This window comes from Paenibacillus sp. J22P90 (assembly GCF_059692195.1).
In genome coordinates this window covers 518,136-540,059 of sequence record NZ_JCAUAY010000001.1, presented here as the reverse complement: position 1 = coordinate 540,059, position 21,924 = coordinate 518,136, and the positions used below count along the sequence as shown (strand labels likewise).

The window sequence follows — 21,924 nt, the reverse complement described above, 5'->3', positions numbered from 1 at the left end:
TGTGATCTCGCGCACTTCGCTTGGATGTACGGGAGGTTCATAGCAGTTCAGGCGGCAGGCGGCACAAGGCTAACCCTTGACAGAGCCCAGCATGACACCTTTGGCAAAATGCTTTTGAAGAAACGGATACACAAGCAAGATTGGAATGGTAGCAAATACGATAACGGCCATCCGGATCGTCAGCGGTTGAATTTCTGTTGTATCAATGGTGTTGTCACCGATACTGCTCGAAGCCAGAATGACGATTTCCCTAAGCAGCACTTGAATCGGCCACTTCGTGTTGTCGTTAATGTACAGAATGGCGTTAAAGAACTGATTCCAGTGACCGACCGCGTAGAAGAGCCCAAAAGTTGCCATCGCTGGTAGCGACAACGGCAGGACAATTCGAAACAACACACTCACATCGTTGCAGCCATCGATCCTTGCAGAATCTTCAAGCCCGTCCGGAATCTGTTGGAAAAAGTTTTTCAGCACAATCAGATTGAACGCTGAGATTGCGCTCGGGATCATTAAGGACCATAAAGTGTTGGTCAAATGCAGCGACTTGACGACAAAATAGGTCGGAATCATCCCCCCGCCGAACAGCATCGTAAACAGCACGGCCAGTAGAATGAACTGGCGTCCACGAAGGTTCGCCTTCGCTAGCGGATACGCCATGAGCGCTGTGAACAGCAAATTGATAAGCGTTCCAACAACCGTTATGTAGATCGAGACCAGCATGCTGCGAAACAACGTATTAGTGGAGAAAATGTACCGATAGGAAGCCAACGACCATTCCTTTGGCCATAGAATCATGCCTCCCCTCGCGACCTCGGCGGGGCTTGTGAAGGAAACGGCTAATACATATACAAATGGCAGCACGCAGACGAGCGCGATGAGCAGCAGCAGCGCGTAGTTAATGAGATCGAAGATGCGGTTGCCGATCGTTTTATCTTGAGTCATGATGGTTGCCTCCTTTTTACTAGGTGAGGATTAGTAGATGCCTTCTTCCCCGAACCTTTTCGCGAGCCAGTTGGAGCCCAGGACTAGCACCAAGCCGATCACGGACTTGAATAAGCCGACCGCTGCACTGTAGCTGTATTGTGCTTGGGTCATCCCTTTGGTATAGACATACGTGTCGAACACTTCGCCGACTTCACGGTTCGTAGGTGTAAGCATCAGGAATATATGCTCGAACCCGGAATCCAGAAAGCTGCCCAACCGCAAAATGAACAAAATAATGATCGTACTGCGAATTGCCGGAAGCGTGATATGCCAGAGTTGACGCCAGCGTCCAGCCCCGTCGATCCTCGCGGCTTCATACTGTTGCAGATCCACACCGGCAAGCGCCGCTAAGAAAATGACGGTTCCCCAGCCTACCTCTTTCCAAATGGATTGGGTAATGATCATCGTTCGGAACCAGTCCGCTTCGAGCAGAAATGCGATTTTATTCCCCGTTATTTGATAGAGAAATTCGTTCAAAATGCCGTTCTCAGTTGTGAAGAGAATATAGAAGATCCCTACAACCACGACCCAGGATACAAAATGCGGTATGTACACCAGCGTCTGCACGAAGTTTTTGAAAGCAGCCCGTCTCACTTCATTCATCATAAGGGCGAGGATAATGGGCATCGGAAAGAAAAAGAACAAATTATACACGGCCAGAATGACCGTATTGCGAAACAGCATGCCGAATTGCGGCTCATTAAAAAATCGCTCAAAGTGTTTGAAGCCTACCCAAGGGCTCTCGAAAAACCCCAGATGCGGCCGATAATCTTGAAACGCCATCGTCACCCCATACATGGGCACATATTTGAAAATAAAAAAGTAAAGCACGCCAGGGAGCAGCATAAGGTACATCCACTTGTCCCTTATGAGATCCTGCAGCAGGGAATTCCGCTTGTACTTGCGTTCCTGAATGGCAGCGGCATTTCCCGGGGCGACTAAGTCTTGCTTCATCTCGTAACCTCCTGATCCGTTTGTCAATGTTACCTTACGTGCCCATTATCCGTTCTAATCGTCGTTACAGGCTATAGGCAGCACACAACCAAGTGCCGTTTGGAGCGCTTTCTAGCGTGAATCTACACGAGTTAACTTGGCTATGTACTTCAGGCAACCCCTGGCAATAAAATAAACGGCTTTGCCGTCCTTTCATGGACGGGAGGGTTTACTGATGCATAGAGACCCTTCTAAGATGCACTTGCTCATACGCAAAAAAAAAGCGCGATGCAAGATCCAAAGGATCTCCATCGCACTTGTTCTTATTTTACGGCTACTTTGTAAGACTGTTCGTATTCCTGTATCATCCGATCGCCGCCGGCTTTCTTCCATTTCTCCAGCTCGACCTTCCAGCCTGCTTCATCAATCATGCCCATAATAAACTTCGTTTCCGCATCCGTAATCATGAGCTCGAGCTCGTTCCCACGTTCCGTAAAGGTCACAGAATCCAGCAAAAGAGCTGGGTTCGTTACAATATACGAAGCGTTGGACTTGCCGATCTGTTGATTCTTCCGAAACAGATCCGGCTGCAGATTTGGCTTAATGGGAAGTTCCTCCTCGCCGAAATGGGGCATCATATCGCGATACGGCTTGACTTCCTTCAAATCCAGTGTACGATCCAGCACTTCCGTATAGGTGCCCTGATCTTTCCAATGTCGGTCCTCGATCCCTTTAGCAATTAAGGTTTGCATCGGCACCTCGAGGAGCTTATCTAGAAATTCAAGAATCTTTCTAACCTCTCCCTCGGTCTTGGCAGCGTCCTTGGGAATCGCAAGAAATCCGGCATTACCCGGCTCCCCCGGAAGCCGCGTCCCTGCAGGACCCGACAGCGGAGCTACATCGACGACAGCCTCGGGTACAGACTTCACCAGCTTATCCTGCCACGTCTGGGCATTGCCGCCGGTAATCTGCAGACCGGCACGGCCCGAATCGTAAAGCTTCGCCGTTTCAATCGTATCCACCACCGTGAAATCCGAATTGATCAGCTTTTCTTGATACAGCTTCCGGAACAGCTTCATCGTGTCCAAGAAAGGCTGTGTCATGAACTCTGGGGTAAAACGTCTGTTGTCGACCTGCCATTTGTTCGGTCCGCCCTGGGACACCGAAATACGGGTCAGCATGGAGCTGACATCCTGATTGTATCGCTTCTCCAGCACGAAGCCGTATGTATCGTTCTTTCCGTTACCGTCCGGGTCGTCCAAAGCCAGCGCCCGAATCACTTGGTACCAATCCTCCAGGGTCACCGGCAATCTCAGACCCAAGTGCTCAAACCAGTCCTTCCGGTATTGAATAACTGCTCGGCCGAGGTTGCGGAACAAGGGTATGCCGTAGATTTTGCCGTCGACCGAGATGTTCTCATAATACCGTTTGTCTGCGGCAGACAAGTTAGGATAATCCTTCAGCAGCGGCCCCAATTCCCAGAACTGCCCAGCTTTCAATGTGGCGATGTAGGTCGGTGAATTACCTAATTTGATCAGCTTGGGCAACTCGCCGGACGCGATCATCAGCCGCACCTTCTCATCATAAGCCGAGAGCGGAATCCATTGAATTTGCAAGTTCGTATGGGTATAGGCTTCGATCGCTTGTTCCACCGCATTGTTTTTGGGAGGCAGTTCACCAATCAGTGTCGCTCCGATGGATAAATAAAAGGGCTCTGCGGCGCCTTGCTGCTTTTCCAAGCTGCTGTCGTAGCGATTACAGGCCGTGAGGGTACCTAAAGCAAGTACAATACTGAGCAAGAACGCCAACTGCTTTTTCATTCTTTGCCTCCCTTCATGATATTCTCCCGGTACTGCCCCGGCGTAATCTGGTATGTCTTCTTATAGTTGCGAATAAATGAACTGATATTCTTGTACTGCAAACGTTCGCTGATTTCCTGTAATTTCAAATCAGTTGTTTCCAGCATGACCTTGGCCATCTTCATCCGGAAATCCGACAAATAATCGCTGAACGTCATCCCGATCTCCCGCTTAAAGATACGGCTGACATAAACGGGATGGTAATTTAACACCTGAGCGCACGATTCGAGCGTAATTTCCCGATCGTACTGTTCTTGAATGATGCGAACCAATTTATCGGCAATATTTACATATTGAGCTTCAGACTTTTCCGTGAGCGTTTGAATCAGCGGAGCGAAAAGCTTGCTTTCGAACCAATAAATAATGGCTTCGCGCGTCTGGAGATGCAGCAGTTTGGCGAGTGTTCCCTCATCTTCAAATACTTTGCTAAGTGAAATGCCTTGGTCTTGCACAATATGCAGGAGTTTGGACACAAGCTGTAACAACAGCGTCTGATGTTCATACAAGCTTCCGTCTTTATAGAGCAGTGCATTCAAGTATTGCTGAAATATTTCTGAAGCACTGTTCGGCTGCATTTCCCGGATCGCGTAAACCAGCCTCTCTTCCAGCACCTTCAGATGGGAATATTCAAAACGGTCTGTTCCCGGATGATTCTCAATATCCCCATAATGGACGATAATTTCTGGACCGAGACTTATTCTCGCCTTCAGCGCAGTTAAGCACTCTCCGTAAGCCTTTACGGTATCAATAAGATGTACGAATGGATTGCTGATGCCAATGCTCACTTTCAGCTGCAGCACTTCTTCGGCATTTCGTTTGATGCATTCTGCCGCTTCATAGAGTCTCCGTCTTACTTCTTCCGTCTCTTCCTCATCCGTTGCCACCAGGGTCACTTGGGATTGATTAAACGTAATCGCCGGAAAACGGGAGGCGGCAGGAAGTACCTCCTGTGCAATATTGCTGACCGCATAGAGCAACAGCTCCCGGTCTTCTTCGCTATAGCGCGTTTCCTGCAAATTGTCGATCTGCAGCGCAAGGACGCCGAGCTTCTTCCAATCGGATGGGAAGCCCTGTGTCATGGAACGGAATAAATAATCGTTCTCCGTCATCTGCCCAGTAAACAGCTTCAGGACGAAAAACTCCTTTAAATGGCTGGCTTGGCCCAACATCTGTTGCTCCACACGGTCTCTGGACACCGCCAGGGATTGCATGCTTATCTTAATAAATTCAAGCTCATCCCGCTTAGCGGAGAAAGGCTGATCTTGCCCCGAAGAGCCAATTCGCCTAGAAAATTCCAATAAATTTCCAATCGGCCTGTACATCCGAGAGCTGCCATAGAGCGCTGCAGCGAGCACGATAATTAGAATCGTCGCACAAACAATCAACGTCAGCTCGGCAATTTTTTGCGTCTCCTTCTTCATTTCTCCAATCGAGACGACCGACACATAAATCCAGCTATTATAGCTGGAGGCACGGTAAAGCACCGCAACTTCCTCACCGCCGAGTTCCGTATTGAACAACCCTGGATTTCGCTCTGGATCAGACTCCACTCGGGTGGCGACAGCCTGATTCAGCTCCGCATAGCGGGCGTTATTGGAATCACCACCTAGGATGCTCACACCAGAACGATCCAAAATATAGCTCCGTTTCGAGGTATCGGAAGAAGCCAGAGCTTCCTGAATTTCAGAAGCGATAATGCGCACCGCAAGCAGCCCCTGTGGTTTATCTGTCTGCGGCAAAATCGGAATCTTATGCACGAGGGTGATCGATTCTACCGGCTCCTCCGTATCATCATTCATTCCGGCCAGCACCTTTCCAGTGTACCACAAGATACTCTTCGGATTTTTGGCGTAATCTATGAACTCACTTCGATTCTCAAATTGATCGAGCGGCTTCATGACATTCAGATTCAAGCCCCAACTCCGCTCAAGGTTCACCAGGTAAGCCTGCGTAATAATGGCATCGCTGGACTGCAGATTATAAAGTTCCTTGGAGAGCTCCCGGACCGACTCAAAATCGGTGGGACTATAGACAACGTGCATAGATGATTTGACAATCGTCGAATTGGCAAATTGCGTCGCCGACTTTTCAATGGATTTCAGCATTTGTTCAACCCGCATCTGTGTTTGGGTTAACCACTGCATATTCATCTCTTTCACTTTCTTCTCCACATCTCCTGATGCAATCGCATAGGAGACAATGCCAATCAGGACGGCAGGAAGAATACCGAGGATCAAACTGTAGGATAGCAATCGTAATAAATATCGGCTCACCTTTTCTCCTCCTGCATCTCGTTAATCTTCATCTTGTATACGCTTTCGATAACCGATTTTTGGAAGGCATACACTTTAAACAACCAATCATAGACCGTGGGCAACCATATTGCTTATTATACATAAATTTATGAGTCAGAAAGAACACTTACTAGCATCATGGATGTTGAACGCATTGCAGGCAATATGCACGAGTTAACTTTTTAGGTAACACACGAAAAATCGCTCCCCTCGGACTGGATGAAAGAAGATTTACAATACAGAGTTCCATTTGGATGTTACTGTCAACAGTCCAACATGTCAGGTCATGTGCGGAGTTCTCTACAGAGGTATCCAATGGTATATATGAACCAGCGACGGCTCTGAGGGATTCCCTTTTTATGGTATTCAGTCTATAGACTCACTAAGTAGGGAAAAGTTGCACAATTTAATTATCTTACTAAGTTTACTTAATTGGCGTGGGGAGAAAAAACTGGTTTTTTCTTCAAATTTTCTATATGAACAAAAGAGCATCGTTTTGCTCATCATTATTGAATGTTTAAAGCCCTACGATTTTTATCGTAGGGCCGATATTATTCATATTAATGTACCAACCGCCCATCCCGAAACCTTACAACCCGCTTCGCAAGCTCCGCAACCTGCCGATCATGCGTAATCACAATAATCGTCCGCCCCTGCTCATTCAATCGTCTGAAAAGATCCATGATCTCGGCGACTGTCTTCGAATCCAGTGCCCCTGTCGGCTCATCCGCTAGAATGATCGGCGGATCGCCTGCTAACGTGCGCGCAATCGCAACGCGCTGCTGCTGCCCGCCCCAGCTCAGAAGGAAAGTGTTTCCGGCGATCCAGCAGATCCACGGCTTCCAGCGCTTGCATAACCATAGGCTCACGCTGCTTCCTCGTCATCCCCCGATAAATCAGCGGAAGCTCAACATTCTCATAAGCACTCAACCTCGGCAGTAGGTTAAAACTCTGAAAAACAAACCCGATCTTCCGATTCCGAATCTCAGCTAATTGTGAATCCTTCATCGAATGAATCTTTTTCCCATCAAGGGTATAGACCCATTCGACACATCCAAACATCCAATGATGTTCATCAACGTGGACTTCCCGGAACCTGACGTTCCCATAATAGCAACATACTCACCATGTGCGATATCTAACGAAATGTCGTCCAACGCACATACGAACGTGAAATCCCCAGCTCCTTCGCAATCTCCCGCTGCGTCCACTCTTCGCCACCAAGCTCCAACCCGAACCTTCCGACTACGACTTCTTTCTCACGGTCGTCCAAAATTTCCAGATTTATGTAAATTTTGGACTTTTCAATTTTGAGTTGCCAGCTTCGTATCCTTATTCGGCGAGAAAGACTCAATCGCTTTAATCAATCCGATCGTCCCAATCGAGATCAAATCTTCCAAATCTTCTCCTGTATTGTCGAATTTTTTGAGGATATGGACACGAAGCAACGTAAATTTTTCGTTTAAATACACCCAATACCAGAACAAAGAGCTGCCCCTTGGCAGCCCTTTCACACATTTATAGGTTTTCTTGGGAGAATTTGTTTCAATATGAAAAATAATAAACTGGAGTTGTTTCTAAATCAAAGAGCCCTACGAGTTCTCGTAAGGCTCTTTCCTTTGTTTCAATTATTCATGTCAAGTCAATTCAGCCTGCGCTTGCCTCCACTGCTCCTCAATGATTCTTTTGAAAAGTAATGCTTGCTGCCATCGGTCGGAAACTTCATGTTCATGCCCTTGCTTGTCTCGGTAGGTCATTGCATAAAAGTTTGGTGGTCCAAGTTCTGTACAAAAAGGGAATAAATCTCCTGGCTTCGCTTGTTTGAGCCAATGCCCCATGCCTTTACGCCACCAACGTGTAAAATGCTCTAGCATCGGATGATCGCCATCCACACCAATATCTACCTGAACTTGCTCACCACTTGAGACACGAGCATGCATACCCGCTGACCGCGACAGAATCTTATCAAAAAAAGCTTCAACCTTCTCATTCGTTCCTTGGATCTCGCCCGCTACGACATAATGCGATAAGTCGATCATCAGTCTGAGATTGGGAAGCGTGTCCACATATCCGGCTGTACGGATTAAATCTTGTGTGACCGTCCCTCGATGCGTCTCGATAAAATGTGGAATTTGAAATTCATCAGAAACCTTTAACAAGCCATCTAGTAACTGAACAGCTTCTTTATCAATGACAAAGGAGTCGAGTACCTGCGAGTTGATATATTGCACTCGGCCAAATTCATTAGCGGCCTTCATGATATTTATTAAATCTTGTGGCTTGGTAGGGAAGGCAATCGCACTAAAACTTAGCTTATAGCGGTCAAGTAAACGGTGCCACAAGTCCATCTCTTCATTGGAAGGCAATAAATAACTTACACCTGTGAAGCCCGCTTCTGCGATTTTCTCAAACTTCTGTTCCAATGACCATTCTTTACCGTTCTCTCCCAATCCGATCATGGCCCAAATGGCTTGTTGAACATCCAATCTGGGTGGATGGAGGGATCCATCATTAATCCGATTCCAATGGCTCATGCTTATCTCCTTTGCTTTATTAGAAAGAATTCAAAAGCGCCTTCAATTTCAATTCCGGATTTTCTAAATCTTTAGGATCGAGTACGGCTTGTTTCTGGATGAGCATTTCCGCAAGACGAATATCCTTGGCAATCTTAGAGTTTAAACCTACCGCGCTTGCCGATACCAATTGACCTTCAACTGACAGATGGAAGTAAAGTTTGTCAGTCTCACTCAAGTTCCGAACCACAGTCTTCACACCACAATCCGGTAATCCTGACACTTGTAAGGTTAGGTCATATTGATCCGACCAGAACCAAGGTATGTCTAGAAACGGCTTAGAAGCCCCCAGCATGTTATGTGCGGCATGTGTACCTTGATCTTGCGCATTCCGCCAAGCTTCAAGGCGAATTCGCTTTCCACCGTACAGACTATGAGGGAACGAACAGCAATCACCTGCCGCATAAATGTCTGGGTCACTTGTTGCGAGTGTCTCATCCGTCCATATGCCATTTTCGACTGTAAGCCCGCTTTGAGCAGCTAACGATGTTTCAGGAATAGCACCAATTCCTACGACAACAGTGTCGCAGGAGATAACGCTTCCATCGACAAGTGTAATCACATGCTGTCCATCCCGCGTTTGCTCAATGCGTTCGATCCCAACCCCAAGTTTAAACGCTACCCCTGCTTGGCGATGACGAGCCTCTACAATGCTGGCAATTTCCTGAGGAACGCCTCGCATGAGAATTCGTGGCCCAACCTCAATAACGGTGACCGAACAACCTTTTTCCCGAGCGCTTGCTGCTACTTCAAGCCCGATGAAGCCTGCACCGATCACTACAATATGCTTTCCTGATTGGATGCTGTTGCGTAGAAGAAGTGAATCCGAGAATGTCCGGAGATATAATAAATCCGTCGTGTCGGAGCCTTCCATATTCAGTTTACGAGGAGAAGCTCCTGTAGCAAGCAAGAGCCTCTCATATTTAATTTGTTGACCATTACTAAGTTCTGTCACATGTTTGTCTCGATCAATCTTAACAACCGAGCTATCCGTGATGAACTGAATGCCGTACTCTGATTGCTTAGCCTTGTCCAGGATCGTTTTTGGTAAAGGCTCTCCTTCGTCGATCAATGCGCTTTTGGACAGCGGCGGTCGCTCATATGGAGCCAGCTTTTCTTTTCCGATCAGCGTGATCGGCCCACCCCATCCCTCCGCTCGGAGCTCCACGGCTGCTCGCGCACCCGCTTCACCAGCACCTACAATTACCATGCCTAAATCAGCCATATTAATACGCTCCTCAGTCAATCTTGATGAAGATCTTATCATCTTCAATCCTGACAGGATAAGTCTTCAGAGCTACACATACTGGCGTACGTTTTGCTGCACCCGTTGTGTAGTCAAACCGACCATTATGTTTCGGACATTCGATCGTGTTGCCCATCACGAGCCCTTCGGATAAATGAAATTTCTCATGGGTGCAATACCCATCCGTCGCATAGAAATCACTTTTGGCCGTACGATAAATAGCAAACGTACGATCTCCAAGATCGAATCGGACTACATCTTCTTCATCAATCTCATCAACCTCACAAGCTTCTATCCAACCTTCTAAATGCTGCATATGTACCTCCAAGTATTTCATGTTGGTTTATTTAACAAGACCGTGAGGATCAATCACAAATTTTCTTGAAACACCGCGATCAAAATCTTGATACGCTTGTGGAGCCGCATCCAGCGAAATAAGTGTAGCATTCACCGCTTTGGCAATTTGCGCTCTGCCGCTGAGAATCGCCATCATTAAGTCTCTGTTGTACTGCATAACTGGCGTTTGACCCGTAACCAATGTATGAGATTTGGCCCATCCGAGGCCGATACGGATTTTCAGCGTTCCTACTTTGGAGTCCTCATCTACAGCGCCTGGATCGCCGGTTACATACAATCCTGGAATACCTAGTCGGCCGCCTGCTCGAGTAATTTCCATGATGGAGTTGAGCACCGTAGCTGGTGCTTCGCCATGATCCTTCCCGTGTCCGCTGGCTTCGAAACCAACACAGTCGATTGCACAGTCCACTTCAGGTACGCCGAGAATTTGGTCGATTTGTTCAGACAAGTTAGGATGCTCACGCAAATTGACCGTTTCACAGCCAAAGCTTTTCGCTTGGGCTAATCGTTCTGCATTCAAGTCGCCCACAATGACAACAGCTGCACCGAGTAACTGTGCGGAGTGCGCTGCCGCAAGTCCTACAGGGCCAGCTCCCGCAACGTAAACGGTTGAACCTGGTCGAACACCTGCGCTTACCGCACCGTGATAACCCGTAGGGAAAATATCGGAGAGCATCGTTAAATCAAGAATTTTCTCCATAGCTTTCTCTTTATCCGGGAACTTCAACAATTGGAAATCCGCATAAGGCACCATGACATACTCCGATTGCCCGCCTACCCATCCTCCCATATCTACATATCCATAAGCAGAACCTGGGCGATCCGGATTGACGTTTAAGCACACATTCGTATTCCGTTCTTTACAGCTGCGGCAACGGCCGCATGCAATGTTAAAGGGAACCGAGACCAAATCTCCTTTTTTAATAAATTCAACATCACGTCCAACATCAATAACTTCCCCTGTAATTTCATGACCTAAAATGAGACCTGATGGTGCAGTTGTCCGGCCACGAACCATGTGCTGATCGCTGCCGCAGATGTTTGTCGTGATTACTTTCAGAATGACACCATGCTCGCATTTCCGGCCAACGTTTAACGGATTAACACCTGGACCATCTTTAAGCACTAATTCTGGATAATCTGTATTACGTACCTCAACGATTCCTGGCTTACTGTAGACAACTGCTCTGTTTCCACCCATCTTCTCATCTTCCCCTCAAAAGTTAATTGATCATTACTTGTGGTTCCGCACTCACTTTAGAAGACACTGATTGTTCAGTTTGTACGCCATAATAATACGGATTAGCGGTAGATGGCAGAGGACGATCAACCACGTATTGCGGATCTTTCTTCTGTTTTATCAACGCTGCAATGACTTCTTTGAGCGCTGCCCATAGACTCGGACTTGGTGCTGGATAATCAAACTTCAATTCTTGGTGAAGGGCAGGTAAAGCATGATACGGTACCATCGGAAACATATGATGCTCGATGTGATAGTTCATGTTCCAATAAAGGAATCTTGTTAATGGATTCAAATAAATCGTCCGCGTATTTAAACGATGATCGAGTACATCTTCACGCAGTCCCAAATGCTGAGCTAATCCCACCAACAAGAGTAGGATCGGGCCATAGAAGGTTGGCAACCCTACAAACATCAGCGGTAAGATGCTCCCAATTTGAATCGACCATATAACAAATCCTAGTAAAATCAATACCCAGAGACGTGAAATCCAGATCGCTTTCTTATATTCGGACTCAGGCACATAATCCTGTTCTGACGGTGTCAGCTTTCCGAAACTGTGTAGGATGATGCTTTTGAGATCTCTGGAACCGCCATAAATATGAATGATTTCGCCAAAAATGATGCGCCAAACAGGCGGTCTTGTCATCGCAATCTCCGGATCGCGACCAACGATATACGTGTCCGTATGATGACGAGCATGACTCCATCGCCATGGCGTTGGCGGCCTTAAATCCATGAATGAGGCGATTTGATAGAGAACATCATTCATCCAAGGTGTTTTAAATGCTGTACCATGTCCGCATTCGTGCCATCTGGAATCGGCCATCGAAGCATAACTGATACCATATAAGGCAAACGCTGGTATGGCCCACCAGGTTCCCCACGTATAATAAGCAAGCATCCCCGTAGCGATGAGCCAAGCAAACATAATGATCGTGTCCCGAATGGCAGGTCCATCTTTACGCTTCATGAGTTCCTTAAGCCGCTTCCGTGGAATTGGACTCATATACCATTCTGCAGCAACTAATCCTTTCTCTTGTGCCCGCTTATTCTCCGGTCCTGTAAGCGAATAATCCCTTTTCGTATAGGCATTAGCCACTGGATTCCCTCCTTATTTATCATGTGTTAGCGCTTACTATTATATTAAATGTTGAAGGACTTCATGTCTTTGAAGTAACAAGACACTCATTTGCACTATACGGACATTTCCATCAACTAAATGGTATATCAGATAATTGAGACTTGCGAAACTTCCCTGGAGCAACGCCAGTTTTACGGGTAAAAACTCTCGTATAATAATGGACCGATTCAAATCCAGTTTCTTGAGCGATACGACTTATGGTCCAATCCGTTTCGAGAAGAAACTCCATAGACTTCCTAACCCTTCTCTCTTGCACATAATGCGAGAAAGTTTGTCCGATTTTCATGGCAAACAGACGTGATAAATGGCGCTCTGTCATATTCAGATAAGCCGACATCTGCGTAATACTTATGGAAGACGATAGATTGTCTTCGATAAAAAGCTTCGCTCGCTGCAGATAATAAGAAGAAATTTGTTGATGCTCCGGAAAATCGTCACTTTCGGCAACCTCCGTAAATTCACTGCAAAAAGAAATTAGCAAAGCATATGCAAAACTCTGAATCATTGCTTTTGTCATTGCACGATCCTGCTTGCACAGCGTGAACAACATGCGCCAAGTCTGGGCAGCCACCGTTTCTTCTGCCATAGGAACAATAATTTTATTTAGACTCATCATTTGTACATAACGGTTTAACGTCCCTTCCAAAGACAGAGAGCTATCCACTTCAAAAGCAACATAATAGAGCTCCATCCCTGCTTCACTTTTAATTTGATGCCATTTACCAGGTCTTGAACAGAACAATGTTCCTTGACGGAGCGGATATTCTACACCAGACTCCTTATAGCTACCTTCACCTGCCAGAACATAACAAACCTCAAAGAAAGAATGTCGATGCAGCGGATTATCAAAGTGCTCCGGCATTGCTCCCCAATAATGCACCTTAAAGCTTATCTCTTCTCCGCGCAATTCAACTGCAGTTTCATTTAAAATTCGGCTCATCTTTTTGTAATCTGATTTGACTGCCATGGGGATCCCTTCCGACACATAAATTTTGCACTTTTTTCTATTATACGCTATATAAAAAAGCCCTCAAAAAGAGGACTCTTGAAAAACATGTGAGTGAAACATCATATGTTGCTTAAAATGTTCGCGCCAATAATCCCAAGAATGGGCGCCTGGATGCTCAGCATAAGTATGAGGAGCTCCAATACCCTCTAACCGTGCTTGCAGCTGACGATTCATATGGATATAGGAATCATCTACGCCGCAATCAAAGTAAATCTTCGGCAAGTCGTTGGAAGAAGGTATCACCATCGTTAATGGTGATACCTCCGCCATTCGTTTCTCGTTCGTCTGAAAAATCGAAGCATAATCTTCTGAACCTATCAGTTCACCCAGCTCCATAACATCGAAGAATCCGCTTAAGCTGGAGGCCGAAGCAAATCGCTCTGGGTGCGCGAACGCCAAGCGAATGGAAGCATATCCGCCCATCGACAAGCCACTGATCGACCTTGTTGTTCTGCTTCCGCCTACATTCCACTTCTCTTCAATATGCGGAATCAAGTCTTCCAACAAATAATCTTCATAGAGATGTGGTCTTCCGCTATCCCAATTCAAATACCCAGTTCCGATGGCGGTCAAACCATCTGACGGCATAAGAACCGCCATCGGACCCATTTCCTGCTCATCAAGCAATGCCTGCATCGTTGTGATGACTTTGCCTTGTTCCGTCCAATCAATCTCGGAACCATGTACTCCATGCAGTAAAATCAATAAGGGCAGTCGACCGACTGGACGCGGTTCTGGCATTAAGAGTCGGTAGACACGACGTGAGCCTAACGCTTTCGATTGAATGATATCGGAATGCAGCCGTAGCCTCATTGTTCAAATTCCTGTAAGGTAAAATTAGCATCTTTCATCGAGCGAAGCACGATCTCATGCGTCACACAGTTATCATCCATCTCGATGACGGAGAGAATGGCACTTGCCACATCGTCAGGTGTTAAATATTTTTCGACGGGAGATTTTTGAGCGCGTGCGATATCCCAGAAACCCGTATTGACACCGCCAGGGTAAATACCAGAAACTCGAATGTTAAATTGTGCAGCTTCCTCTTGAAGGGCTTGCGTAAATCCTCTGACAGCAAATTTTGTGCCGCAATAGACGGATTCCGTAGGCACACCCGTTAATCCAGCTGTGGAAATGATATTGATAATATGGCCAGCACGTTGCTCTTGCATACTCCGAAGTGCATACTTACAGCCAAGGATGGTACCTTTATAATTAACGTCCATCATCCAATCGATATCAGCTTCCGTATATTCAGTGATCAGCTTATGCCTGGCAACGCCCGCATTGTTGATCCAGACGGAAATAGGACCTAGCTGAGCCTCAGTTTTTTCCGTCAATACTGCAATATCGGACTCTGAACGCACATCCGCTTTCACCCCGCTAACACGATCCGAAGCAAGCAACGCTACAGCCTCTTCTAATGCTTTCTCATCCGCATCGGTCAGCATTACCTTCGCTCCTGCAGCATGAAGCTGTTTAGCTAAAGAGAAGCCAATCCCTCTAGCAGCACCCGTAACCACACATACTTTATCCTTTAAAATCATGATGCTGTCACCCCTCCACGCGTTCTTTCTTTTCCGGCACGAATTTCAGCTAGAAAATCTGGCCACCATTCTTTCTGCTCGGATTGTTGACTCAATCTTACCTTTTCTGCCAGGTTCCGATTCATGACGCTTTCCGCTTGCTGTTTAAGTTCCCCCATATCCTTGAATTCAGGAACTAACCATTTCCTGCCGATTTGCGCATGCAAGACTTCATCAGCCCAGTCGTAATCCTGAAACGTTTTGGCAAGATCGTTATCCGATTCTTTGGCTACCGCCCATTCAAAATGTTTCCCCGTATCTTTCGGCATCAATCCTTGCTCAATGTACCAAAGTACAAGATGCGCCTCGAGTGGCGTAGCTGTCTTATTCAATGCCATTGTTGTTAGAAATTCTACGGGATACTTGTAAAACTCAACAGCATCCTGGTATAGCCCTACTTCACCCATCATCGAATGCCTAGCCTCGTCCCATAACTGTCTACTCAAGTCTTGATAGTATTCCCATGGCTTCCCAGTCGTTTTATAAATAATAGGTCCCATCCACTCAGGTACGTCCATCTCACGCAGTCGCTTAAAGAGGAGCGCATACGTTCTTTCGTCCGCTGGACGGTTTTCATCAAAATAATACTGGTCAAAATTGGCGGTTGAATTATAGCTATCTGCAAATCTCGCGTCACGACGAGGCTCCACGTTCATTTCAAATGGCTGCCCATCTGATCGTGGCACTGTTAATTGCCAATCTGCTGGCTTAGCCAAGTCCCCCGAAATGCCTCCTGCCGCATAAAGGAATGATTCGAGATGATTTCGCCACTTTAATGCGGCTTGCTGATCTTCTTCCGTACAGATCAGTGCTTCAATAGCCGCTTCTCCCCATGGAACCATCTCTTCCTCTTCAACTAAAATCAATTTCAAAGCACGACAGGTAGGATGATCAACTAAAGGATTCGTTTCAACCAGATGCTTTTTCAAAGAGCGAACTAATTCCCGTTTGGCAACGCGATAAATGCCCACAAGCAGCTCCAACGTGGTCTCTGCGCGTATCACTTCTCCAAAGAATGCCTCGAGCTTGGCATCGGGTACTTTATCCAAATGCAAGGGAGGTTCCCTCATCTCCGTAACCCTTTTCCGAAGTGCGGCACTATGCTCAGCATCAAGCCAAATATGAAGTCCAAAAGCACCCTTCACTTCCCACTCCGGGGTACTGGTAATATGTGCTGCAAAAATTTTAGTCAATTGCGATTCGGAATACAGATATCTTCTAAGTAAATTCACGTTATGATCGATGTCATAGCCGACTTTGCAAGCGTCTTCATAACTACTAACACCTGCAAGAGGGATTAAGCCTAAATTGTTGATATTTACTCTAGTCATCGTTAATTCCTCTCTTTCTAAACTGTAAGAATTAACTTAACTATATCGGAAACATGTAAAAAAGGCATTGTGAAACCTTACTGTTTTCTTGTAAAATCTTATTATATCTACTGGCAAAAAAGGAGATCCACCATGAATCGTTCGTTTCTTGAAGTGATCAAAGATCAACCGATCGTCCCCTATATCCGAGAGTCGGACTATGCGATCAGGCAGCCGGGGTGGACGGTTCCCAACCGTAAACTTCTGGACTACTTACTGATCTATATTCAGGAAGGTACCTGTGAGTTTGAAATAGACGGTGTGTCTTATACATGCGCGGAAGGGGATTTCTGTCTCATTCAACCTGATCTTCTCTGTTCTTTAAAAGGAATAACTCGAACGATCACACCTTTCGCTCATTTCGATCTTTTCTATCATCCAGAGCGGGAAATTAGTTTCGCAACGAAGCCGGGGCTTATTGATTTAAGCGAATATCACCATCTCATACAGCCGCGTCTGAACGACTATCCGAATATCTCGATTCCAGTAAAGTTCCGACTTCAGCATAATTCCAGCTATAAAGAATCCTTGTTAAAAATGATTGGTCTATGGCAGAATGGCGATGTCATCAGCCAACTGGAAGCTAATCATTTGCTCCAGGAGATGATCCTCGGTCTTCTTAAAGAATTTAGTGATCTTCAGCAAGAAGATCACTCGCACAAACCGCAATCCTTGAACTGGATCACCTCTTACTTTTCGATTCATCTTTCCGAACCGTTATCACTTCAAGATATGGCGAAGCGAGCGCGACTTTCTCCTTCGCGTTTCTCTGCTCTTTTCAAAAACAAATTCGGTGTTTCTCCGCATCAATATTTTTTACATTTAAGGATCCAGCATTCCCGAGAACTGCTTAAGCAAGGCGATTACACGATGGAGGAAATCGCACAGTTTTGCGGTTTCACCGATGTGCCTCATTTCTCGAATGCATTTAAGAAAATAACGAAAATGACGCCAGGTCAATTTAGGAAAATGTAATTTGTAAATCGTAGGAATGCGTTATTTTGCCATAGTAGATGATCACTTTTCATCACAATAAACGCTTATGATGAGTATGTAATCATTATTCATTCAGGAGGGTTATTACAATGGAGAATAATCAAGAATCTCAAACGGATTTTGATGTAGATATCGATCAACAAGGATTGCCTGACAGTATCGTTCATCAATACAGTAGTCGTCAACTTCGTCCAATTGAAACGAATCAGCGATTGCTTCAGCTATTTTGGATTGAATTCGAGCTATCGCGCATGGTAATGGGATGGGTTTCCGTGTTTCCTGATTGGGACGCTAAAGGTGACTTGATGCGGTTCGCTTATCTGCATACCATTCACTTAAAACGACTTCGTGAAAGAATCGATGAACTACCTGGTCCAGGTATCAATGACCGTTCACGAACTCCTATCGTTATACGAGAAGCATTCGATCGACTCTCGATTGCTCCTGGCATCCCTGAATTTGCTGCGGGTTACAACATGCTATTACGCTCCCTGTACGAAAGTTATGACGGACTGCGCTCCGAGATGGATCCCATTCTCGATTCTCCAAGTTTCGATGCGCTAAGAGATGCGGAAACTGATCGGAGACAGCTAATTGAATACACAGAACGCTATACCCGCTTCGCATATTCGGAAAATAACCAACTTCAACAAGTCTATCATCAATGGCTTCAATACGCAGGACAAGTAACCTTACTCTTATTTCGAAATTTAGGAAAGAAGACTACAGAATGGCCTATTCAGCCTGATTTCAAACCCGCAGGTCCTGTGCCTGCTGTCGCTGCTCCTGACCCTCGGTTTCCGCTCTTAGATCCTGCAAAGCATGGCGCAGTCAATTTACTTCGTGATTCAAGTAGCCCAGTAAACGATAGTGTTAAGCAGATGGTATTTATTAACGCCACGGAAATGACTTCTGCCGAATCGTTGTCTTACCTTTACTATGGTGTTCAGGGAATGCCTATAGATTTCTATATCGATGTTGCCCGACATACCTGGGATGAAGTCCGTCATAGCCAAATGGGTGTTAGACGACTGCTTCAATGGGGTCATCGTACGGAAGAATTCCTATGGCAAGGTACAAATGCTCTATCACCAGAAAATCTAGATGACGTCTTCCCAGAATTTTATGCAGGGCTAACTATGATTGCCGAACCTTGCTCCTTCTTCAAAAAACGTAAATCAATAGATGCTTTTTGGAAATTTGGTGATACGTTATCGGCTATCCAATCTGAGTTCGATATCGTCGATGAAAGGCTCCATGTCGATTTCGGAAAAAAATGGGGCGCCAAGCTTTATGAGCATATTAACGATTTTGAAACAGCACGATCTGTCCAAGAAAGGGTCCGCGCTCGGAGATTGGAATCCATCGGAATTCCCGACGATCAAATCGCTCATTTATTGAAAAATTTCCCTGAAATGTGTGGTTTCACAACAAAAGAATTAATTTATGATAAATATTAATTGTAAACGGGAGGTTATTGGTAGAATGAAATATAATAATTTTCCAGGAACGGATCAGCGTATCTCAAAACTGGGTTTCGGAGCCATGGGTCTAAGTGGTATGTTTGGTGCACAGGATGATAAAACGATGATCCGTTCTCTCCTACTCTCACTGGAGCAAGGCATTACCTTTATAGACACGGCTAGAAACTACGGACGTTCAGAGGAATTGATCGGTAAAGCTCTTAAGCAATGGGCTGGAGAGAAGCCCTTTCTGGCAACTAAAGCCGCTGCTTTACCAGGTAATCCCAACAATCCTGGAGCTGCCTGGCATCAACCCCACGCCGTAGAACATGCTTATCCTTTAGGTACAATACGTGCTAGCCTTGAAGAATCACTTAGAGAATTACAAGTTGAGTCCGTTGATTTGTTACAGCTCCATAAATATTGGCCGTTCTGGGATCAAAGTGATTATTGGATGGAGGAACTAATTCGGTTAAAGGAAGAAGGGAAAATCCGTTTTATTGGCATCTCCGCAATCGACCATCGTCATGATCTTGTAATTCCACTTATTCGTTCAGGCCATGTGAATGCTATTCAAGCTTTGTTTAATATTTTTGATTCCACTGCATTAGATGCGGTAATACCAGAATGCGTAAATAACAATGTCGCATTTATCGCTCGAATTATCCTAGATGAAGGTGGCTTAACTGGTTTTCTTACAGAAAACATGGTATTCCCTGATGATGATTTCCGGAAAGGATACTTTGATGTTCTTCCGAGACAAATTTACATCGATAAAGTAAATCGGTTAAAAAATTATATTCCTCAGTATGCAGACTCTCTAGCAGAGCTTGCCATTCGTTTCGCTATTCAACATCCAGGCGTTACTACGGCCATTGCATCCATGCAGGTGCACGAGCATGCCATACAAAATATTGCCTCAGCTAGTAAAGTTCCCCTTCCTACGGACATATTTGAGGAACTTTGCTATAAACACCGCTGGATACGAAATTTTTATCATGCTAGAAGACATATGTAACACCCATACAAGGGGGCTCAATATGGAAAATGCGACAAAAGTACTTTGGTCAGAAATGTTCCCTTCCGAATTTCACCAAGCTATTCACCAATGTCCATTGGTCTATTTACCACTTGGATTATGTGAACCGCACGGCCATATAAGTGCATTCGGACTAGATACCTATAAGGCAGAATTTATCTGTATAGAAACTGCTCGCCGCGCAGGCGGAATTGTTGCACCGACCTCGGCCTACCATATTCATGAACAAGGATCATCTGCCCGCTTTCTGGAGGATCATGTAGGTAACACAAATCCTAGATTGACTTCAATACCATCATTTGTTTTCTTTCGAATGTTTCTCTATCAAATTCGCTCTTTCTATAACGCTGGATTCAGATCGGCCGTTGTTTTGTCTGGCCATGGTGGAGCCTTTCCCGACGATCTAAAGCGAGTATGTGCTGCCATAATGAAAAATCTTGATTTTTATATCTGGTTTGGTACCGACTTTGATTTAGCTGCAGAACAATTCCAGGGTGATCATGCAGGAAAATACGAAATTTCCACACTCATGTACATGCGTCCTGATTTAATAAATCTACAGTTAAAGCATTTTGAGACTGTTCCTGGTATGGGAGGTAGTTTCGCTCTCCACTCAAGTGCTGGTCAGGCTACTTCCGCATATGGCGAATTGATTGTGAATTACTGCATAACGTCTCTGACAGAAATAGTTCACAATCTCCGTGAGAAAATGACAGCAGCATGTGATGAACAATTTATTAGTTACGAAGAGACTGAGGAGATATGGGAATCTATATGCAGTCAAGAAGAAGACTGGGTAACGCTTCATCCACGTGAAGGACAAACTCCAGTTTCGATGGACTCCCGTTGGAAAAAAGGCGAATATACCAAGTTCTATCGATAAAGTTGATTCTTACTGATGTGAAACAACGCTCTTGCTGACCGCAAGAGCGTTGTTTCACATTAGTCTTTTATACTCTTTTTTCCGAAATTGATACGGTGTGACTCCACTATGCTTTTTAAACAACTTGCAGAAATAGGATACACTCTGTATTCCAATTTGCAGGGCAATTTCCTGTACTTGATCATCCGACTCCATTAAACGCCTACGAGCGTGATGAATGCGACGTGCCGTAACGTACTCACCTACCGTGCATCCAATTTCATTATGAAAAACCACAGACAAATGATTGGGGGTTAGATGGAGCTCATTGGCCAGCAATTCAATTCGGAATTCCTTAGCTAAATTACATTCTATCCAAGCGATTGCTTTCTCAGAATGAGAAAGCGCTCTTTTACTTTTCTCCATTCGCATTGGTTTTTGTGGAAGGTATTGTTGTAAATGTTGAAGTATACCTATTACGGAAAGCGTGTAGGTCTCTTGCATCCGAATCCGATCGGATTTTGATACCATTAGTGACTGATCAAGCTCCCGAAGTAACATCACAAATGGATGATTTTCCGTTAGCCCCTCCATATAAGGAATTGACAGATCTTCTGTACACAGTTTTTTAAAAAAAGACCCCAAGTAAGTAAATGGCATTAAATAAGATTCTATAAAACTTGGTTCTAGTATAAGATAACTTCTAATATAGGACTCTTCTTGAAACATCCGAATACGGTGCAATTGAAATGGCTGAAAGATAAGTAACGTCCCTCCACACAGCGGAAACCTACTCCCATTAACAATCACTTCTCCTATGCCCTGATGTAAATAGTACAGTTCCAGTCCTTGATGAGAGTGAAACATATCAAAGCCGTTCTCGGTTGTTCTACGGTATACTAAATCGTAAGGGAATTGATCAAGACCAACATATTCGAGTACCCTTTTCTTCATTATTGTCCCTCTTTA

At 45.3% G+C, this 21,924-nt stretch carries 18 protein-coding genes and 2 pseudogenes; 4 read left to right on the top strand and 16 right to left on the bottom strand.

What is annotated here, in order from left to right:
• Positions 1-69: 69 nt before the first annotated feature.
• The 15 genes and pseudogenes from AC58UX_RS02090 to AC58UX_RS02020 form a co-directional block, all read right to left on the bottom strand.
• The gene (locus tag AC58UX_RS02090) at positions 70-942 is read right to left on the bottom strand and encodes a carbohydrate ABC transporter permease (RefSeq protein WP_497249235.1); all 873 of its coding nucleotides are present in this window, start codon (positions 940-942) and stop codon (positions 70-72) included.
• A gap of 30 nt (positions 943-972) precedes the next feature.
• The gene (locus tag AC58UX_RS02085) at positions 973-1,938 is read right to left on the bottom strand and encodes an ABC transporter permease (protein WP_497249233.1); all 966 of its coding nucleotides are present in this window, start codon (positions 1,936-1,938) and stop codon (positions 973-975) included.
• Between the two features lie 302 nt (positions 1,939-2,240).
• Positions 2,241-3,737, bottom strand: a complete 1,497-nt coding sequence (locus AC58UX_RS02080; protein WP_497249231.1) for an extracellular solute-binding protein — start codon at positions 3,735-3,737, stop codon at positions 2,241-2,243.
• Positions 3,734-6,049, bottom strand: coding sequence for a helix-turn-helix domain-containing protein (locus AC58UX_RS02075; RefSeq protein WP_497249229.1), 2,316 nt, complete (start codon positions 6,047-6,049; stop codon positions 3,734-3,736). The genes AC58UX_RS02080 and AC58UX_RS02075 overlap by 4 nt, the downstream gene beginning before the upstream one ends.
• Before the next feature lie 581 nt (positions 6,050-6,630).
• Positions 6,631-7,281, bottom strand: a pseudogene (locus tag AC58UX_RS02070) (ABC transporter ATP-binding protein).
• Positions 7,209-7,632 (bottom strand): annotated as a pseudogene (locus AC58UX_RS02065) (sigma factor-like helix-turn-helix DNA-binding protein). Before AC58UX_RS02065 ends, AC58UX_RS02070 begins: the two co-directional pseudogenes overlap by 73 nt.
• Positions 7,633-7,707: 75 nt before the next feature.
• Positions 7,708-8,604, bottom strand: a complete 897-nt coding sequence (locus tag AC58UX_RS02060) for a sugar phosphate isomerase/epimerase family protein (protein WP_497249227.1) — start codon at positions 8,602-8,604, stop codon at positions 7,708-7,710.
• Between the two features lie 19 nt (positions 8,605-8,623).
• Entirely contained in the window at positions 8,624-9,868 is a 1,245-nt protein-coding gene (locus AC58UX_RS02055) for an NAD(P)/FAD-dependent oxidoreductase (RefSeq protein ID WP_497249225.1), read from the bottom strand.
• 13 nt (positions 9,869-9,881) lie between these two features.
• Positions 9,882-10,205, bottom strand: coding sequence for a MocE family 2Fe-2S type ferredoxin (locus AC58UX_RS02050; protein ID WP_497249223.1), 324 nt, complete (start codon positions 10,203-10,205; stop codon positions 9,882-9,884).
• Positions 10,206-10,232: 27 nt separating this feature from the next.
• Positions 10,233-11,447: a formaldehyde dehydrogenase, glutathione-independent gene (gene fdhA, locus AC58UX_RS02045; RefSeq protein WP_497249221.1), complete on the bottom strand. Its 1,215-nt coding sequence runs from the start codon at positions 11,445-11,447 to the stop codon at positions 10,233-10,235.
• A 22-nt stretch (positions 11,448-11,469) separates the two neighbouring features.
• Entirely contained in the window at positions 11,470-12,588 is a 1,119-nt protein-coding gene (locus tag AC58UX_RS02040; protein ID WP_497249219.1) for a fatty acid desaturase family protein, read from the bottom strand.
• Positions 12,589-12,700: 112 nt separating this feature from the next.
• Positions 12,701-13,597 carry a helix-turn-helix domain-containing protein gene (locus AC58UX_RS02035; RefSeq protein WP_497249217.1) on the bottom strand — a complete coding sequence of 299 codons (897 nt, stop codon included), beginning with the start codon at positions 13,595-13,597 and terminating at the stop codon, positions 12,701-12,703.
• Positions 13,598-13,660: 63 nt separating this feature from the next.
• Positions 13,661-14,452 carry an alpha/beta hydrolase gene (locus AC58UX_RS02030; protein ID WP_497249215.1) on the bottom strand — a complete coding sequence of 264 codons (792 nt, stop codon included), beginning with the start codon at positions 14,450-14,452 and terminating at the stop codon, positions 13,661-13,663.
• Entirely contained in the window at positions 14,449-15,186 is a 738-nt protein-coding gene (locus AC58UX_RS02025; protein WP_497249213.1) for an SDR family oxidoreductase, read from the bottom strand. The genes AC58UX_RS02030 and AC58UX_RS02025 overlap by 4 nt, the downstream gene beginning before the upstream one ends.
• Positions 15,183-16,556, bottom strand: a complete 1,374-nt coding sequence (locus AC58UX_RS02020) for a hypothetical protein (RefSeq protein ID WP_497249211.1) — start codon at positions 16,554-16,556, stop codon at positions 15,183-15,185. The genes AC58UX_RS02025 and AC58UX_RS02020 overlap by 4 nt, the downstream gene beginning before the upstream one ends.
• 132 nt (positions 16,557-16,688) lie before the next feature.
• On the opposite strand from AC58UX_RS02020, the gene AC58UX_RS02015 reads away from it, so the two are divergent.
• The 4 genes from AC58UX_RS02015 to AC58UX_RS02000 all read left to right on the top strand — a co-directional run bounded on the left by AC58UX_RS02015 (position 16,689) and on the right by AC58UX_RS02000 (position 20,976).
• On the top strand, positions 16,689-17,570 hold the full coding sequence (locus tag AC58UX_RS02015) for a helix-turn-helix domain-containing protein (RefSeq protein WP_497249209.1): 882 nt from the start codon (positions 16,689-16,691) through the stop codon (positions 17,568-17,570).
• A gap of 110 nt (positions 17,571-17,680) precedes the next feature.
• Positions 17,681-19,051: a hypothetical protein gene (locus AC58UX_RS02010; protein ID WP_497249207.1), complete on the top strand. Its 1,371-nt coding sequence runs from the start codon at positions 17,681-17,683 to the stop codon at positions 19,049-19,051.
• A 25-nt stretch (positions 19,052-19,076) separates the two neighbouring features.
• Positions 19,077-20,072 carry an aldo/keto reductase gene (locus tag AC58UX_RS02005; protein WP_497249205.1) on the top strand — a complete coding sequence of 332 codons (996 nt, stop codon included), beginning with the start codon at positions 19,077-19,079 and terminating at the stop codon, positions 20,070-20,072.
• Between the two features lie 22 nt (positions 20,073-20,094).
• Entirely contained in the window at positions 20,095-20,976 is an 882-nt protein-coding gene (locus tag AC58UX_RS02000) for a creatininase family protein (RefSeq protein WP_497249203.1), read from the top strand.
• 54 nt (positions 20,977-21,030) lie between these two features.
• Here the strand turns inward: AC58UX_RS02000 and AC58UX_RS01995 are convergent, their stop codons facing one another.
• Entirely contained in the window at positions 21,031-21,909 is an 879-nt protein-coding gene (locus AC58UX_RS01995) for a helix-turn-helix domain-containing protein (RefSeq protein WP_497249201.1), read from the bottom strand.
• Positions 21,910-21,924: the final 15 nt, after the last annotated feature.

Coding starts and splice junctions, on each gene's coding strand:
- AC58UX_RS02090 (WP_497249235.1), bottom strand. CDS start 942: ATGACTCAAGATAAAACGATCGGCAACCGCATCTTCGATCTCATTAAC.
- AC58UX_RS02085 (WP_497249233.1), bottom strand. CDS start 1,938: ATGAAGCAAGACTTAGTCGCCCCGGGAAATGCCGCTGCCATTCAGGAA.
- AC58UX_RS02080 (WP_497249231.1), bottom strand. CDS start 3,737: ATGAAAAAGCAGTTGGCGTTCTTGCTCAGTATTGTACTTGCTTTAGGT.
- AC58UX_RS02060 (WP_497249227.1), bottom strand. CDS start 8,604: ATGAGCCATTGGAATCGGATTAATGATGGATCCCTCCATCCACCCAGA.
- AC58UX_RS02055 (WP_497249225.1), bottom strand. CDS start 9,868: ATGGCTGATTTAGGCATGGTAATTGTAGGTGCTGGTGAAGCGGGTGCG.
- AC58UX_RS02050 (WP_497249223.1), bottom strand. CDS start 10,205: ATGCAGCATTTAGAAGGTTGGATAGAAGCTTGTGAGGTTGATGAGATT.
- fdhA (WP_497249221.1), bottom strand. CDS start 11,447: ATGGGTGGAAACAGAGCAGTTGTCTACAGTAAGCCAGGAATCGTTGAG.
- AC58UX_RS02035 (WP_497249217.1), bottom strand. CDS start 13,597: ATGGCAGTCAAATCAGATTACAAAAAGATGAGCCGAATTTTAAATGAA.
- AC58UX_RS02030 (WP_497249215.1), bottom strand. CDS start 14,452: ATGAGGCTACGGCTGCATTCCGATATCATTCAATCGAAAGCGTTAGGC.
- AC58UX_RS02025 (WP_497249213.1), bottom strand. CDS start 15,186: ATGATTTTAAAGGATAAAGTATGTGTGGTTACGGGTGCTGCTAGAGGG.
- AC58UX_RS02020 (WP_497249211.1), bottom strand. CDS start 16,556: ATGACTAGAGTAAATATCAACAATTTAGGCTTAATCCCTCTTGCAGGT.
- AC58UX_RS02015 (WP_497249209.1), top strand. CDS start 16,689: ATGAATCGTTCGTTTCTTGAAGTGATCAAAGATCAACCGATCGTCCCC.
- AC58UX_RS02010 (WP_497249207.1), top strand. CDS start 17,681: ATGGAGAATAATCAAGAATCTCAAACGGATTTTGATGTAGATATCGAT.
- AC58UX_RS02005 (WP_497249205.1), top strand. CDS start 19,077: ATGAAATATAATAATTTTCCAGGAACGGATCAGCGTATCTCAAAACTG.
- AC58UX_RS02000 (WP_497249203.1), top strand. CDS start 20,095: ATGGAAAATGCGACAAAAGTACTTTGGTCAGAAATGTTCCCTTCCGAA.
- AC58UX_RS01995 (WP_497249201.1), bottom strand. CDS start 21,909: ATGAAGAAAAGGGTACTCGAATATGTTGGTCTTGATCAATTCCCTTAC.